Genomic DNA, 13,704 nt, shown 5'->3' with positions numbered 1-13,704 from the left:
CAGGCTCCTCCCCGTCAGTCGGCCGTCCGTCCGATCTGCACGTTCTCCAGGATCCCCGCCGCGTCGGGCACGAGGATGGCCAGCGAGTAGTAGGCGGTGACGAGGTAACGGATGATCGCGGTGCCGTCGATGCCCATGAACCGTACGTTCAGGCCCGGTTGGTACTCCTCGGGGATGCCGGTCTGGTAGAGGCCGACGACACCCTGGTCCGCCTCTCCGGTGCGCAGCGCGATGATGCTGGTGGTGTGTTGCGGGCCGATCGGGATCTTGCCGCACGGGAAGAGCGGCACACCGCGCCAGGCGGGCACCTCGTGCCCCTCCACGTTCACGGTTCCCGGCACCAGACCACGCCGGTTGCACTGCCGGAAGAACGCCGCGATGGCCTTCGGATGGGCGAGGAAGAGCCGGGTCTTGCGGCGCATGGCGAGCAGCTCGTCCAGGTCGTCCGGGGTCGGCGGCCCGGAGAAGGTGCTGATGCGCTGGCCGTAGTCGGTGTTGTGGAGCAGCCCGAACTCCCGGTTGTTGACCAGCTCCCACTCCTGGCGTTCGCGGATCTCCTCGATGGTCAGGCGGAGTTGCTGCTGGGTCTGGTCCATCGGGTCGTTGTAGAGGTCGGCGACCCGGCTGTGGACCCGCAGCACGGTCTGGGTGAGCGACAACTCGTACTCGCGCGGGGCGAGTTCGTAGTCCACGTACCCGCCGGGCAGCACCGGCTCGCCCACGTGACCGGCCTGCACCGGTACGTCGGCCTCGCCCTTGCGGTTCATCGGCCTGTTCTGCCGCTCGGCGTAGGCCTCCAGGTGGGTCGCCAGGGACGGCGTGCGGCCGGTGAACTCGGTGAGCGCGTCCCAGGACAGTGCCAGCACCACCCCGGCGGTCTCCGCCCGCACCGAGGTCAGCCACAGCGGGTCGGCCCGGCCGACGGCCTCGTCGCCCAGGCCCTCGCCGTCGGTGACGACGCCGATGACCTCCTCCTCGCCGTACTTGCCCACGGCGAACCGGGTGAACCTGCCGTGCACGACCAGGTACGCCTCCGTGACGGGCTGGCCGGCCTCGACGAGGATCTGGCCGGCCCGCACCTCCTTCACCCGGAACCGGGAGGCGATCTCCCTCAGGGCCTCGGTGTCGGAGTAGCCGCGCAGGGCCGGCAGTTCGGTGAGCGTCTCGGGGATGACCTTGACGTCGTCGGCCCCGTTCTGGTCGAACTGCACCCGCCCTCGGCCGATCCGCAGCTGGAGGCGCCGGTTGACCCGGTAGGCGCCGCCCCGGACGTCCGTCCACGGCAGCATCTTCAGCAGCCATCGCGAGGTGATGGCCTGCATCTGCGGTTCGGACTTGGTGGTCGTGGCGAGCTGACGTGCCGCCCGCGTACTGAGACTGGTGAGCTGTCCGTCGCCGACGGGCGGCGCCATGGGCTCGGGGTCGTCGGTGGTGGGTCCGGGGGCGCTTTCGGGTGCGGACACATTCCCTCCCTGGGGGTGAACAGGGGCGAGTGGAGTGGTCGGTGCTGACAGCAGCCTGGTGGCGGCGGCTTCGTGGCGGATGTGCCGGGCGCGCCGCAGGAACAAGCCAAACAGCCGGGGTGGCGGCCGGTAACGGCGCGAACGGGGCGGCTTCGGTGACCGGGAGGTGCAAACCCCCGAACGAGGTAGAGGACGAACGAGCGTATGACCACACGCCGGTCGCACGGCCCGAGCCCCCGGCGCACAGGCCGCCCGACCGCCGCCCGAACCACTTCCCGCACTCCCTGCCCGACGATCCGGACGGCTGCGAGGGCCGCGGAGCGAGCTGTCGGTCGGCAGCCGGATCGTCTGCCGGCCGCTGCTCGTGCTCTCAGCCTCCCGATCCGAACCGCTCTGCGAGCGTCGGGGTCTTCTGTGCCCGTCGGCGGCCCGGTCCCGCCTGCCGGCCGCTCACCGGGCTCTCTGCTTGATGATCCGGACGGCTGCGAGGGCCGCGGAGCGCGCTGTCGGTCGGTGGGCCGGTTCGTCTGCCGGTCGTTGCTCGTGCTCTGAGCCTCATGATCCGGAGCGCTCTGCGAGCGTCGGGGTCTTCTGTGCCCGTCGGCGGCCCGGTCCGCCTGCCGGCCGCTCACCGGGCTCTCTGCTTGATGATCCGGACGGCTGCGAGGGCCGCGGAGCGCGCTGTCGGTCGGTGGGCCGGTTCGTCTGCCGGTCGTTGCTCGTGCTCTGAGCCTCATGATCCGGAGCGCTCTGCGAGCGTCGGGGTCTTCTGTGCCCGTCGGCGGCCCGGTCCCGCCTGCCGGCCGCTCACCGTGCTCTCCGCTTGATGATCCGGACGGCTGCGAGGGCCGCGGAGCGCGCAGTCGGTCGGTGGGCCGGTTCGTCTGCCGGTCGTTGCTCGTGCTCTGAGCCTCATGATCCGGAGCGCTCTGCGAGTCTCGGGGTCCTCTGGCCCGTCGGCGGCCCGGTCCGCCTGCCGGCCGCTCACCGTGCTCTTCGCTTGATGATCCGGACCGCTGCGAGGGCCGCGAGCACACTCCCCGCCGGCGAGCCGGACCGCCGTGCCCTGCAGCCCCGGCAGGCGGGCCGTCGTCGAGGCCGTCAGGCCCACCCGTGGGCGAAGACGGCGCGACACGGTCGTGTACTGCGCGTATCCGCCCCGCCCCGACGACCCCACCCGCATCGTTCCGTCCGCCGAACCGCTCCCCGTCCCGCCGCAGATCTCGTCACGTTCTGTCGAAAGCCGCCCTCTTCTGTCCACTCCGAAACGGACCCGACCGTTCGACGCGCGGTCCGGCGAGGCGATGGCTAGCGTGAGGAAGCGGACAGCCGGAAACGGACCATCCACCGACTCGGAGAGGGCCGCAGCCATGGCCGTACAACCTGAGGGAACCCCCTGTTGGGCCGACGCGATGTTCAGGGACGTGGAGGGAGCCAAGAGCTTCTACGGCGACGTTCTGGGCTGGACCTTCGGCGAGGCGTCGTCGGAGTACGGCAACTACACGCAGGCCTACGCGGACGGCAAGGCCGTCGCCGCCGTCGTACCGCCGATGTCCGGCCAGGAGGGGCACTCGCAGTGGTGCCTGTACTTCGCGTCGCCGGACGCCGCCGCCACCGCCGGCAAAATCCGTGACAACGGCGGCGAGGTGGTGATGGAGCCGATGCAGGTCGGCGACTTCGGCACCATGTGCCTGGGCCGCGACCCCAGCGGCGTCGTCTTCGGCGTGTGGCAGGCCGGCGTCCACGAGGGCTTCGAGGCGCCGCCCGAGCAGCCCGGCGCGTTCTGCTGGGCCGAGGTCTTCACCCGTGAGCCGGAGAAGTCGGACGCGTTCTTCCCGGCCGTCTTCCCGTACACGGCCAAGCAGATGCAGGACGACGCGGTCGACTTCCGCCTGTTCGACGCCGACGGCAACACGGTCCTGGGCCGTATGAAGATGACGGACGAGTTCCCGCCCGAGGTGCCGCCGTACATCAACGTCTACTTCACCGTCGACGACTGCGACGACGCCGTCGCCCGCGCGACCAAGCTCGGCGGCGTCCTCCGCTTCGGGCCGATGGACACCCCCTTCGGCCGCTTCGCCGCCCTCAGCGACCCGCAGGGCGCGAGCTTCTCGGTGATCGACGTCACGACGACCTCGGGAGACATGCCGCAGGTCACGGACGTCTCCTGAACGGAGTCCGAACGCTCCGCGCGGCCATGGCATGATCGGGCGCATGGGTGAACGTGTGGTGGCCGCGTGCGACGGGGCTTCGAAGGGAAACCCGGGACCGGCGGGCTGGGCCTGGGTGGTCGCGGACGAGTCGGAGACTCCCTCCCGCTGGGAGGCGGGGCCGCTCGGCAAGGCCACCAACAACGTCGCCGAACTGACCGCGCTGGAACGCCTGCTGGCGTCGACCGACCCGGACGTACCGCTCGAGATCCGGATGGACTCGCAGTACGCCATGAAGGCGGTCACCACCTGGCTGCCCGGCTGGAAGCGCAACGGCTGGAAGACCTCCGGCGGCAAGCCGGTCGCCAACCAGGATCTGGTCGTACGCATCGACGAACTGCTCGACGGCCGCTCGGTCGAGTTCCGCTACGTGCCCGCCCACCAGGTCGACGGCGACCGGCTCAACGACTTCGCCGACCGCGCCGCCAGCCAGGCGGCGATCGTGCAGGAGCCCGCGGGCAGCGGTCTCGGTTCGCCGGAGCCGCCGCCCGCACCGGACGCGCCCGTGGCCCGCGGCCCGCGCAAGCGGCCCGGTGGGGCCAAGGCGTCCGGCAAGAGCGGCGGCTCCGCACGGACCATCAAGGCGAAGTTCCCCGGCCGCTGCGTCTGCGGACGCCCGTACGCGGCCGGGGAACCCATCGCCAAGAACGATCAGGGCTGGGGCCATCCGGAGTGCCGTACGGCTGCCGCCGGATAGCCGGGGGCGGCGGTCACACGACGACGCCGCGCCATTCCCCGGTCTCCTGGCCGCGCTCCTCGATGAACTTCTTGAAGCGCTCGAGGTCACCCTTGGTCTGCCGCTTCACGAACCCGAGCTTGTCACCGACCTTCTCGGTGACCTTGTCCGGATGGAAGTCCATCTGCAGCATCACCTTGGTGTGCTGGTCGTCGAGCCGGTGGAAGGTCACCACGCCGGCCTGCTCGGCCTCGCCGGCGACCGTGGTCCAGGCGACCCGCTCGTCCGGGATCTGCTCCGTGATCTCCGCGTCGAACTCCCGGTGGACGCCGTTCACATTGGTCACCCAGTGGGTGAGCGTGTCCGTGCGCTGCTCGATGCGCTCCACCCCGCTCATGAACTCGGGGAAGGTCTCGAACTGCGTCCACTGGTTGTAGGCCGTGTGCACGGGGACGCCGACCTCGATGGATTCCTCGACCTGCGACACAGGTCATCGCCTCCTTCGTCTCGTCGGGTGGTCCGACGCGAGTACCCGTGACCTGCGGAGCCAACCCCGGACCGGCGGCCGTCAGTCGGTGTCGAAGGTGTAGTGGGCGGTGTGGTCCAGCAGGTCGGCGGGACGCGTGTCGTGCCAGGGCTTCATGGTCTCGTCGAGGTCGACCACGTCCGGCGTCCCGGCGGCTGGGGCGTATCCGGAGCCGGGATGCCGGCGCTGCCACTCGGTCCACAGTTTGTCGACGTACGCGTGGTGCAGCCAGAAGACCGGGTCGTTCGGGGAGACACCGGTGGCCATCTGCCCGCCGACCCAGACATGGACCCTGTTGTGCAGGTTGACGCCCCGCCAGCCCTCCAGATGGTTGCGGAAACCGTCCGAGGCGCTGTTCCACGGGGCCATGTCGTAGGTCGGTATGGAGAGCACGGACTCGACGTCGGCCCGGGTCGGCAACTCCCGTACGCCACTGCCCAGAGCCCGCCGCAGATACGTCCGCCCGTCGATGCGCACGCTGATCGGCCAGTTGCCGGTGTCGGCGGCGAACGGCCCGTCCGTCACCCGGCCGTCCCGGCTGCGTCCGGTGCCGCCGAGGAAGTCGGGCGCCCACAACGAGGACCGCGTCGAGCGGTCGCTGCTCCAGTCCCAGTACGGCAGCGCGACCGAGGCGTCCACGGATTGCAGTGCGCGCTCGAACTCCAAAAGAAATCTGCGGTGCCAGGGCAGGAAGGACGGCGAACGGTGGCCGGTGCGTTCGCCGTTGTCGGTGTCGCCGACGATGAAGGCGTTGTGCGTGCTGACGAAGCCGTCGTAGCGGCCACTGCGCTTGAGTTCCAGGAGCGCGGCGACGAAACGGCGCTTATCGTCGGCGGTCAGGGTCGCCTGGTTTTTGCGGACGGTCATGTGCGGGTCTCCCAACGAGCGGGCGGATCAGGTCAGTTGGTGGGGAAGGGGAGCAGCGCGGCGCCCTGCAGTTCGTCCACCGCGGCACGGGCGGCGGCACGGGGAGTGGCCACCGGGTCGTAGTGGCTGACGACGCTGATCCAGCTGCCGTCGGCGTTGCGCATCACGTGCAGCTCCACGCCGTCGACGAAGACGGCGTATCCGGTGCCGTGTCCGGTGCCGTGGTGGTGACCGCCCCCGGCGGCCGGCCGGCCCTGTATCCGGCGGCCCTTGTAGACCTCGTCGAAGGGCGCGGGGGAGTCGTCGCGGTGCTCGGCGGCGGACGCGCCCGGCGCGGTGACCGCCGGGGCACCGGCCGCCGCGGCGAGGGCGGCAGCGGCGGTGAGCGCGCGGCGACGGCTGAGTTCGGGCATGCGGGACCTCCTGGGGCGTGTTCGGTCGACGACCCCGCATGCCTATCGGCCCGGACGAGAGGGGGAGAAATCCCCGGCGGCGGGTTGGCTCCGATCCAGACAATTACCAAAATGTCGTGCAGAGTTGAACGAAGTTGATCTTGCCATGGAGAGGGCTCGCGGCACCCCGGAAGGGGGAATTCCTTCTCCTGGGGGCGGTGTTTCCGGTGATCCTTCGCGGACGGGTGCGCCCCCTGTGGGCTGTCTCACCTGCGGAAAGTGACGCGATCAGGAAGGTCTCAGGAGTACGCTCCCGAACTGCTACTCTGCGTTGCCAATTGACCGCGATGGGTAACTACTAGGGGTGTGCGTGAAGGTCGCCTGCGTCGGTGGCGGGCCCGCCGGCCTGTATCTCTCGATCCTGCTGAAACGACGGGACCCGTCCCACGACATCACCGTCCACGAACGCGACCCGGAGGGCTCGACCTACGGCCGGGGCGTGACGTACTGGCGCGGACTGCTGGACAGACTCCACGAGTACGACCCCGAGTCGGCCCGCGCCCTGGAGAAGCACTCGGTCCGCTGGGCCGAGGGCGTCGCCCACGTGGGGGAGGTGGCGACCCGGCAGCAAGGCGACGAGGCCTTCGGCATCGGCCGGCACCGCCTGCTGGAGATCCTCGCCGCACGGGCCCGCTCACTCGGCGTACGGCTGGAGTTCGAGCACGGGATCACGGACGCGAACGTCCCCGCAGCCGACCTGGTCGTGGCCGCCGACGGCGTGCACAGCACCCTCCGGACCCGCCACGCGGACCACTTCGGCACGGAGATCAGCACCGGCCGCAACCGCTACATCTGGCTCGGCACCACCAAGGTCTTCGACGCCTTCACCTTCGCGTTCGCACAGACCGACCACGGCTGGATCTGGTGCTACGGCTACGCCTTCGGCCCCGAGCGCAGCACCTGTGTCGTCGAGTGCGCACCGGAGACCTGGACCGGCCTCGGTCTGGACGAGGCGAACGAGCCCGACGGCCTGGCCCTCCTGGAGAAGCTCTTCGCCGACGTGCTGGACGGCCACCCCCTGATCGGGCGCACCTCGGCCCGGGCGGGCGCCCAGTGGCTGACCTTCCGCACCCTCACCAACCGCACCTGGCACCGCGACAACCTCGTCCTGCTCGGCGACGCGGCCCACACCACGCACTACTCCATCGGCGCCGGCACCACCCTCGCCCTGGAGGACGCCGCCGCCCTGGCCGACGCGCTCGGCGCGCACTCCGCCCTCCCGCAGGCCCTCGCCCGTTACGAGCGGGAACGCAAGGCGCAGCTCCTGTCGCTCCAGAGCGCGGCCCGCTACAGCGCCCAGTGGTACGAGAACCTGCCGCGCTACATCCACCTCCCCCCGGACCGGATGTTCGCCCTGCTCGGCCAGCGCCACTCACCCCTGCTGCCCCACGTCCCGCCCCAGCTGTACTACCGGATCGACCGCGCGGCCGGGCGGCTGGAGGCGCTGCGCAGGTTCAAGCGCTGGCTCGGACCGAAGGTGGCGCGGACCGTGCAGGCGCGGGCCCTGGCGTCCCGCGAGTAGCTCCGCCGGCGAGCCTCATCGGAACAACCGGTCGAGGAAGCCGTTCCCGAAGACGCGGTGCGGGTCGAGCCGGTCGAGTGTGCCGGCCGCCTGCCCCCACACGCTCTCGCCGAACGAGGCGGGCACCACCGTCCCCAGCACCTCCTCGTCGCTCCACACGGCCTCGTCCGTGTACGCCCACCCCTTGGACCACTCGACCCGGGTGAGCGCGTGTCCGCCGTCGTAGGTGTCCAGCAGGAACCGCTCGATCTCGCGCAGGAACATCTCCGCGTACGGCGTGCCGGGCAGTGTCAGCACATCCAGCCACACGGCGGTGTCCCACTCCGGGTGCTCCTCGCTCGGCCGCAGCGCCGACAGCAGCGGGGTGCGGGCTCCGCCCACTCCGACGTCGCCCGGCTCGTCGAGGCCGGTCACCCGGATCTCGACGGTGCCGTTGACCGGGAACCGGCCCCGGGCCGCGTACGCCGTGAGCCGCTCCCGGTAGCAGGACGTGAACTCGGCGACGACACGCTGCACTTGGTCCCGAGTGGTGAGCACCGCGTACCCGTTCGCGGTCACCCGGAGCGTGGTGGGCTTGAGGTACAGCAGCGTGTTCTTGGAGGGCCCCCAGATGTCGGCGGACAGCGTGGTCACGAGTCCGAGCGCCGCCGCGTCGTACTGCGCGTTGCCGAGCACCGGGGCCAGATACCAGGCCGCGTCCGACACCATCCGCCCGGCCAGGTCCGCCACCAGGGTCGGGACGTTGTCGGAGAACGGGTAGTTGTACGGCGACGTCACGCGGCGCGAGGTGAGCGGCCGGGTGGGGGAGACGCTCCACACCTTCAGCCAGGGGAACTCGGTGAAGGCGAACCAGATCGCCTCGACCCGGCCGGCCTGCTCCAGGAAGCTCGCGAAGGTCCGACCGTCCTCGCCGGGCGCCGCGAACAGCTCGCCCGCCGGGATGTCCACCCGGCTCACACACCGCAGGTTGGTGTTCGCGCCCACCCGCAGTACCACCTCGACGACCAGGGCCCGTCCGAGATGGGTGAGGAGCGCGGCACAGTCCGCCTCGTCGCGGCGGAACGTCCGCAGCGCGTAGGCGCCGCGGTCCTCGTCCCACATCACCGCCGTCAGCGACAGCACCAGATTGCTCAGCGAGCCGTACGTGTGCCCGGGCAGTCGTCGCTCGCCCTTTGCCGGTACGGCGGTGCCGTGCGCGTCGACGGCCAGGGCGCCGCCCAGGGTGAGGTCGCCGGGCGCGGGCGCGGCCGTGACGCCGAGGCCGTGCTCCTCGAGGTAGGTGAGCAGCGCCTCCAGCGTGACGCCCGTGCCGGAGCGGACGGAGGAGCCGGACTCCAGGGCCATACCGGTGAAGTGGGAGGCGGTGTCGACGAGCAGGACCGGCGCGTGAGACGCCGTCCCCTCCGTGACGGTCAGCGGCGACCAGCTGTGCGAGGAACCCCGGGCCCGCACCGTCCAGCCGTGCCGCCAGGCCCAGTTGACGACGGCGACCGCCTGCTCGCCGTCCTGAGGGGCACAGGCCCACAGCCCGTCGGCGGTGATCTCGCCGACCCAGTTCCGGTACGCCGAGCGGTACAGGGCGACGCCCGCCGGGAAGTCCGGCACCTCTTCGGCAGCGACCGCCGGATCGGCGGCCACCAGGACGGGTACGGCGGCCAGGGCGGCGGTGGAGCGGAGGACGCCCCGGCGGCTCCAGGACGAGTCTTCCGACGGGCGGTTGTTTACTGAACGATCAGTCACGGGCTCACGCTAGGGGCCCGTTGACACGTGCATGCCTTCCCTCTCGCCCAATCACTCGTGTGGGTGAAAGACGTCCAGGTGACCGGCCGGAGCAGCCGGTTCCGTGCGGGGTGACGGCGGGTGACAGACTGACGCCATGGACGAGCGCACATTCGGTAGGTCGCAGCAGCACGCATCCGTCGTCGGTCTCGGCACCTGGCAGCTGGGTGCCGACTGGGGAGACGTCGACGACAAGGAAGCCCTGACGGTGCTGGAGGCGGCGGCCGAGTCGGGGGTCACCTTCTTCGACACGGCCGACGTGTACGGCGACGGGCGCAGCGAGCAGACCATCGCCACCTTCCTCGGCAGCCGGCCCGACCTGCACGTGCTGGTCGCGACGAAGATGGGCCGCCGTGTCGACCAGATCCCAGAGAACTACGTCCTGGACAACTTCCGGGCATGGAACGACCGTTCCCGGCGCAACCTCGGTGTCGACCGCCTCGACCTGGTCCAGCTGCACTGCCCGCCCACGCCCGTGTACTCCACGGACGAGGTCTTCGACGCCCTCGACACCCTGGTCGAGGAGGAGCGCATCGCCGCCTACGGCGTCAGCGTGGAGACCTGCCAGGAGGCGCTGACCGCGATCGCCCGACCGGGCGTGGCGAGCGTCCAGATCATCCTGAACCCGTTCCGCATGAAGCCCCTGAACGAGGTGCTGCCGGCGGCCCGGGAGGCCGGCGTCGGCATCATCGCCCGCGTCCCGCTCGCCTCGGGCCTGCTGTCCGGCAAGTACACCAAGGACACCGTTTTCCCCGAGAACGACCACCGTACCTACAACCGGCACGGCGAGTCCTTCGACCAGGGCGAGACCTTCTCCGGCGTGGACTACACGACCGGCGTCGAGGCCGCCGCCGAGTTCGCCGCGCTCGCGCCCGAGGGCTGCACCCCGGCCCAGCTGGCGCTGCGCTGGATCGTCCAGCAGCCCGGGGTGACCACCGTGATCCCCGGCGCCCGCTCGCCCGAGCAGGCCCGCGCCAACGCGGCCGCCGCCAAGCTGCCGGAACTGTCCGAGGCCACGCTCACCGCGATCCGCGAGCTGTACGACCGGCGGATCAAGGACCAGGTGGAGACCCGCTGGTAGCTCAGGGCGTGAGCAGCAGCTGGCGTTCCTGCTCCTGGTCGCCGGACGCGGTTCCCTGGTCGTGCGCGGAAAAGGCGTGGGCCAGGGTCTCGCTCGCCTTGTCGACGGCCTCCGGTGTGCCCTGCACGGTGACCGTGACCGGCGCGGACAGGTGGCCAACGCTCCCCTGAGGATGCCCGGCCCCACCGACGGCGAACGTGGCCGTGTGAACGGTGGCGTTCTCGTCGGTCGGCAGCCGGTCGGGGGAGCCGAAGGCGGGCTCCAGGGCTCGTACGACCTGCTCCGCGTCGGTGGCGCTGCCGCCGGACAGTGTGACAGTGAGGTGGGTGCCGGGTGTGGTCAACGGGACTCCTCGGATACTGGATGTCTTCGGGCGGGGCGTGACGGCCGTGGCCGTCACGCCGTTCGCCTCGCGCTCCGTGTAACCGCCCGGTGATCGTCGAAACAGCCGCCCCTCAGATGCGCCCGCCGGTCAGCCGGGTGACCGGCCCGTACGTGTGGCGCTCGGCCCGGCGGCCCGCCGCGAAGGACGCGGCGCCCAGTGCGGTCAGGCCCGCCCCGACGCCGGCGGCGACGAGCTTGCGGTGGCTGAGCACCGTCCACGCCGTCTTCGCACCGGCCGCGACCTGGCCCGAGGCCGAGACGACCGCCTGCCGGCCCGCCTCGACGCTCTTGGCCGCCGTGTGCGCGGCCGCGCTCGTGGCGTCGGCCGCCCGCTGCGCACCTGCCTTGGCGGTTGACGCCGCCTCGTCGGTCTTCGTGGCTGCCGCCCGCGCCGTCTGTGAGGCCGGGGCCGTCGCCTTGTCCGCGCTCTGCCGCGCCTTGTCCGCGGCGACCGAGGCGGCTGCTGAGTTCTTGCTCGTGTCCTTGTCCGATTCCGTCATGGGATCCGGATTGCCGTTCGGCGAGTCCGCAAACACGTTCCGTCACGACCGTTTCCTCCGCTGCCACGACCGGTCAGAAATGCGGGAAACAGGGAACCCGGTGCACAGGAACGAAGCGGGGTTCGATCGGCCAGGGAGGAAGCTTGTCGGCCACCGGAAGCACAGCGGACACCACCAACACCGGGCGCAACGAGACCGAACTGGAGAGAGCCGACCGGAAGTGGGCGGAACTCATCCAGGAGGTCAGGGTCGCCCAGACAGGCGTGCAGATCCTGTTCGGATTCCTGCTCACCGTCGTGTTCACCCCCAGGTACGTGGACCTGTCGGACACGGACAAGACCATCTACATCGTCACGGTCGTCCTGGGCGCCGCCGCCACCGGTGCGCTGATCGGACCGGTCTCCCTGCACCGTCTGGTGGTCGGACGCAGGGTCAAACCGCAGACCGTCGAATGGGCCGCCCGGCTGACCTTCGTCGGCCTGATCCTGCTGCTCGCCACCCTGACCGCGGCCCTGCTGCTGATTTTGCGCGTCGCGACCCACGACGGGTACGTGCCCTGGCTGGTCGCGGGCGTGGTCGTCTGGTACGTGCTGTGCTGGTTCCTGGTACCGCTGCTGGTGCGGTTCCGTCATACGACGAAGTGACAGCGCCCGGTCCGCGCGCCCCGGTCAGCTCCCGGCGATGACCTCCTGCAGGAAGTCGTCGATCCGCACTTCCTCCCGCCCCGGCGCCACGACCTCGCGGGTCTCCCGCAGAAAGGTCGCGAGCGCCGGAGCCCACGCGTAGACCACGGCGCACTGGCGGCCTCCGTCGGGACGGGCGTCGCCGAGGAACTCCAGGCGCAGTTCCTCCCAGACCCCCGTCGAGACCGGCCGCATGCGCACGTCGCCCACGCCGACCGGGCGGCCCAGACCGTCCGTGAGCATCTCGCGGTCCAGCCGCCACCGCGCCAGCACACGGCCGTCATGGCTGAACACCGCGGTGACGGCGAACGGGTCCGCCGCGTCATAGCTCAGGTGGGCGAGCACCGGAAAGCGGTCCGAGGCGCCGGCCTGAAGCTGCACGACGAGGGTCTTGTGCACGAAGGAGTTCACGAGAGGGCCTCCGGAAGGAACAGTCTTAAAGCCCTCTAGTACCCCCGTCGCGCACAAGATGCTCAGCCCTACGGGTGAATCCCACGCGCTCCGCGCAGCTCCGTGATGCACAGGGCGATGGCGTTCTGGAGTTCCTCCAGGCGCTGGACCATGTCGTCCTCGTAGAACTCCTGGGCGTCGTCGAAGGTGAGCTCCTCGAACACCTTCGTGGCCTTCTGCAGGCTGCTGTAGAACTTCGTCCGCCGTTCCTGGACGCGCAGTTCGGGGTCGGCCTCCACGGCATCGGCGACGAGCGACTTCATGGTGTCGTACGCCTCGGTCGCCCACTCGCCGGTGTCCTCGTCCTCCTCCAGCTCGTCGAGGAGCGACAGGTGCCGCTCGGCCTCCTGGCGGAGGTCGACGGGCGCGTCGATCGTCTGCCCGGCAGGGGTCTTCACCTGACCGGACTCGGCGATCTGGCGCACGTATCCGATCCGGTCGGCCGCCCGGCTCTCGGTGGCGACGGCCTTCTTCAGGTCGTCGGTGCGGACGACGTCACGCGCCAACTCGGCCTGGAGCTCCGGGTCCTCCCTCAGCCGGTCCAGGAGCGCACTGCGGGCCGCGCGGGCGGTGGAGGGGTCCGCGAGGATCGCGGCACGAAGCGCGGTCGGGTTCTCGGCGACCTCCAGCGCCTTGGTCGGCCGGATGCCCTCGGCCTCCGCGGCCTCCGCGATGGCGGTGCCGCGCTCGGAGGTCGCGGAGGAACGGGAGACGTAGTAGCCGAGCCACACGTCGGCGTCCGGCAGTTCCACCTCCTGGCCGGGTGCGAGCGCCTCGAAGTGCGGGACGAGACCGTCGTCGGCGGCCCGGTCCCAGGCCTTGTAGTAGCGCATGACGCGCTCGGGCGAACAGCCGGCGAGTTCGGCGAACTCCTTCGCCGACACCTTCGGCGTCTCGTCCGCGCTCTGGCCGCCGGGCCGCACGCTGCGCGCCACCATCAGACCGAAGGCCCATCCGCCGGTTCGCGCGTAGACGCCGAACTCGCGCGCGTCCCGCGCCACGAGGTCGGACAGGGGCACGGGGGACGTCTCGGACGGGACGATCGCAAGGGTCACGGGTGATTCTCCTGGGCAGGCTGGTCGGACCGCACACGGTGCAGGTCAAAAGCCTA

Annotated in this window: 14 protein-coding genes; 5 read left to right on the top strand and 9 right to left on the bottom strand. The window is 70.8% G+C overall.

Going from position 1 to position 13,704, the window contains the following annotated elements; translation table 11 throughout:
• Positions 1–14: 14 nt before the first annotated feature.
• The gene (locus AC5P09_RS19670; protein ID WP_493875127.1) at positions 15–1,463 is read right to left on the bottom strand and encodes a family 2B encapsulin nanocompartment shell protein; all 1,449 of its coding nucleotides are present in this window, start codon (positions 1,461–1,463) and stop codon (positions 15–17) included.
• 1,370 nt (positions 1,464–2,833) lie between these two features.
• Between AC5P09_RS19670 and AC5P09_RS19665 the strand changes: the two genes are divergently transcribed.
• Positions 2,834–3,634: a VOC family protein gene (locus tag AC5P09_RS19665; protein ID WP_493875126.1), complete on the top strand. Its 801-nt coding sequence runs from the start codon at positions 2,834–2,836 to the stop codon at positions 3,632–3,634.
• A gap of 31 nt (positions 3,635–3,665) precedes the next feature.
• Positions 3,666–4,370 (top strand): ribonuclease H family protein, encoded by a 705-nt coding sequence (locus tag AC5P09_RS19660; protein ID WP_493875125.1) that lies wholly within the window; start codon positions 3,666–3,668, stop codon positions 4,368–4,370.
• 13 nt (positions 4,371–4,383) lie between these two features.
• Here the strand turns inward: AC5P09_RS19660 and AC5P09_RS19655 are convergent, their stop codons facing one another.
• From AC5P09_RS19655 to melC1, 3 genes are all read right to left on the bottom strand, one after another.
• Positions 4,384–4,836 (bottom strand): SRPBCC family protein, encoded by a 453-nt coding sequence (locus AC5P09_RS19655; RefSeq protein ID WP_307672626.1) that lies wholly within the window; start codon positions 4,834–4,836, stop codon positions 4,384–4,386.
• 81 nt (positions 4,837–4,917) lie between these two features.
• Entirely contained in the window at positions 4,918–5,742 is an 825-nt protein-coding gene (gene melC2 / locus AC5P09_RS19650; RefSeq protein ID WP_493875124.1) for a tyrosinase MelC2, read from the bottom strand.
• A 32-nt stretch (positions 5,743–5,774) separates the two neighbouring features.
• Positions 5,775–6,155, bottom strand: a complete 381-nt coding sequence (gene melC1 / locus AC5P09_RS19645) for an apotyrosinase chaperone MelC1 (protein ID WP_493875123.1) — start codon at positions 6,153–6,155, stop codon at positions 5,775–5,777.
• A 343-nt stretch (positions 6,156–6,498) separates the two neighbouring features.
• On the opposite strand from melC1, the gene AC5P09_RS19640 reads away from it, so the two are divergent.
• Complete coding sequence (locus AC5P09_RS19640; RefSeq protein ID WP_493875122.1) at positions 6,499–7,716, top strand: FAD-dependent monooxygenase; 1,218 nt, start codon at positions 6,499–6,501, stop codon at positions 7,714–7,716.
• Between the two features lie 15 nt (positions 7,717–7,731).
• On the opposite strand, the gene AC5P09_RS19635 is transcribed toward AC5P09_RS19640, so the two are convergent.
• Positions 7,732–9,456 carry a cholesterol oxidase substrate-binding domain-containing protein gene (locus AC5P09_RS19635; protein WP_493875121.1) on the bottom strand — a complete coding sequence of 575 codons (1,725 nt, stop codon included), beginning with the start codon at positions 9,454–9,456 and terminating at the stop codon, positions 7,732–7,734.
• A 136-nt stretch (positions 9,457–9,592) separates the two neighbouring features.
• Here AC5P09_RS19635 and AC5P09_RS19630 point away from each other — a divergent pair, with 136 nt between their 5' ends.
• Positions 9,593–10,576, top strand: a complete 984-nt coding sequence (locus tag AC5P09_RS19630; protein ID WP_493875120.1) for an aldo/keto reductase — start codon at positions 9,593–9,595, stop codon at positions 10,574–10,576.
• Between the two features lies 1 nt (position 10,577).
• Here AC5P09_RS19630 and AC5P09_RS19625 read toward each other — a convergent pair whose 3' ends face one another.
• Both AC5P09_RS19625 and AC5P09_RS19620 read right to left on the bottom strand, forming a co-directional pair.
• A complete protein-coding gene (locus AC5P09_RS19625; RefSeq protein ID WP_493875119.1) occupies positions 10,578–10,919 on the bottom strand; it encodes a hypothetical protein in 342 nt (113 codons plus the stop codon).
• A 112-nt stretch (positions 10,920–11,031) separates the two neighbouring features.
• Entirely contained in the window at positions 11,032–11,460 is a 429-nt protein-coding gene (locus tag AC5P09_RS19620) for a hypothetical protein (protein ID WP_493875118.1), read from the bottom strand.
• A gap of 143 nt (positions 11,461–11,603) precedes the next feature.
• Here AC5P09_RS19620 and AC5P09_RS19615 point away from each other — a divergent pair, with 143 nt between their 5' ends.
• Positions 11,604–12,104 carry a DUF6328 family protein gene (locus tag AC5P09_RS19615; RefSeq protein ID WP_493875117.1) on the top strand — a complete coding sequence of 167 codons (501 nt, stop codon included), beginning with the start codon at positions 11,604–11,606 and terminating at the stop codon, positions 12,102–12,104.
• Between the two features lie 24 nt (positions 12,105–12,128).
• On the opposite strand, the gene AC5P09_RS19610 is transcribed toward AC5P09_RS19615, so the two are convergent.
• Entirely contained in the window at positions 12,129–12,554 is a 426-nt protein-coding gene (locus AC5P09_RS19610; RefSeq protein ID WP_493875116.1) for an SsgA family sporulation/cell division regulator, read from the bottom strand.
• A gap of 68 nt (positions 12,555–12,622) precedes the next feature.
• On the bottom strand, positions 12,623–13,648 hold the full coding sequence (locus tag AC5P09_RS19605; RefSeq protein ID WP_493875115.1) for a hypothetical protein: 1,026 nt from the start codon (positions 13,646–13,648) through the stop codon (positions 12,623–12,625).
• Positions 13,649–13,704 lie beyond the last annotated feature (56 nt).

The sequence above is a fragment of the Streptomyces sp. a15 genome (assembly GCF_059026085.1).
The sequence above is the reverse complement of the archived record's forward strand: the minus strand, read 5'-3'. Positions and strand labels throughout refer to the sequence as shown.

Coding starts and splice junctions, on each gene's coding strand:
- AC5P09_RS19665 (WP_493875126.1), top strand. CDS start 2,834: ATGGCCGTACAACCTGAGGGAACCCCCTGTTGGGCCGACGCGATGTTC.
- AC5P09_RS19660 (WP_493875125.1), top strand. CDS start 3,666: ATGATCGGGCGCATGGGTGAACGTGTGGTGGCCGCGTGCGACGGGGCT.
- melC2 (WP_493875124.1), bottom strand. CDS start 5,742: ATGACCGTCCGCAAAAACCAGGCGACCCTGACCGCCGACGATAAGCGC.
- melC1 (WP_493875123.1), bottom strand. CDS start 6,155: ATGCCCGAACTCAGCCGTCGCCGCGCGCTCACCGCCGCTGCCGCCCTC.
- AC5P09_RS19630 (WP_493875120.1), top strand. CDS start 9,593: ATGGACGAGCGCACATTCGGTAGGTCGCAGCAGCACGCATCCGTCGTC.
- AC5P09_RS19620 (WP_493875118.1), bottom strand. CDS start 11,460: ATGACGGAATCGGACAAGGACACGAGCAAGAACTCAGCAGCCGCCTCG.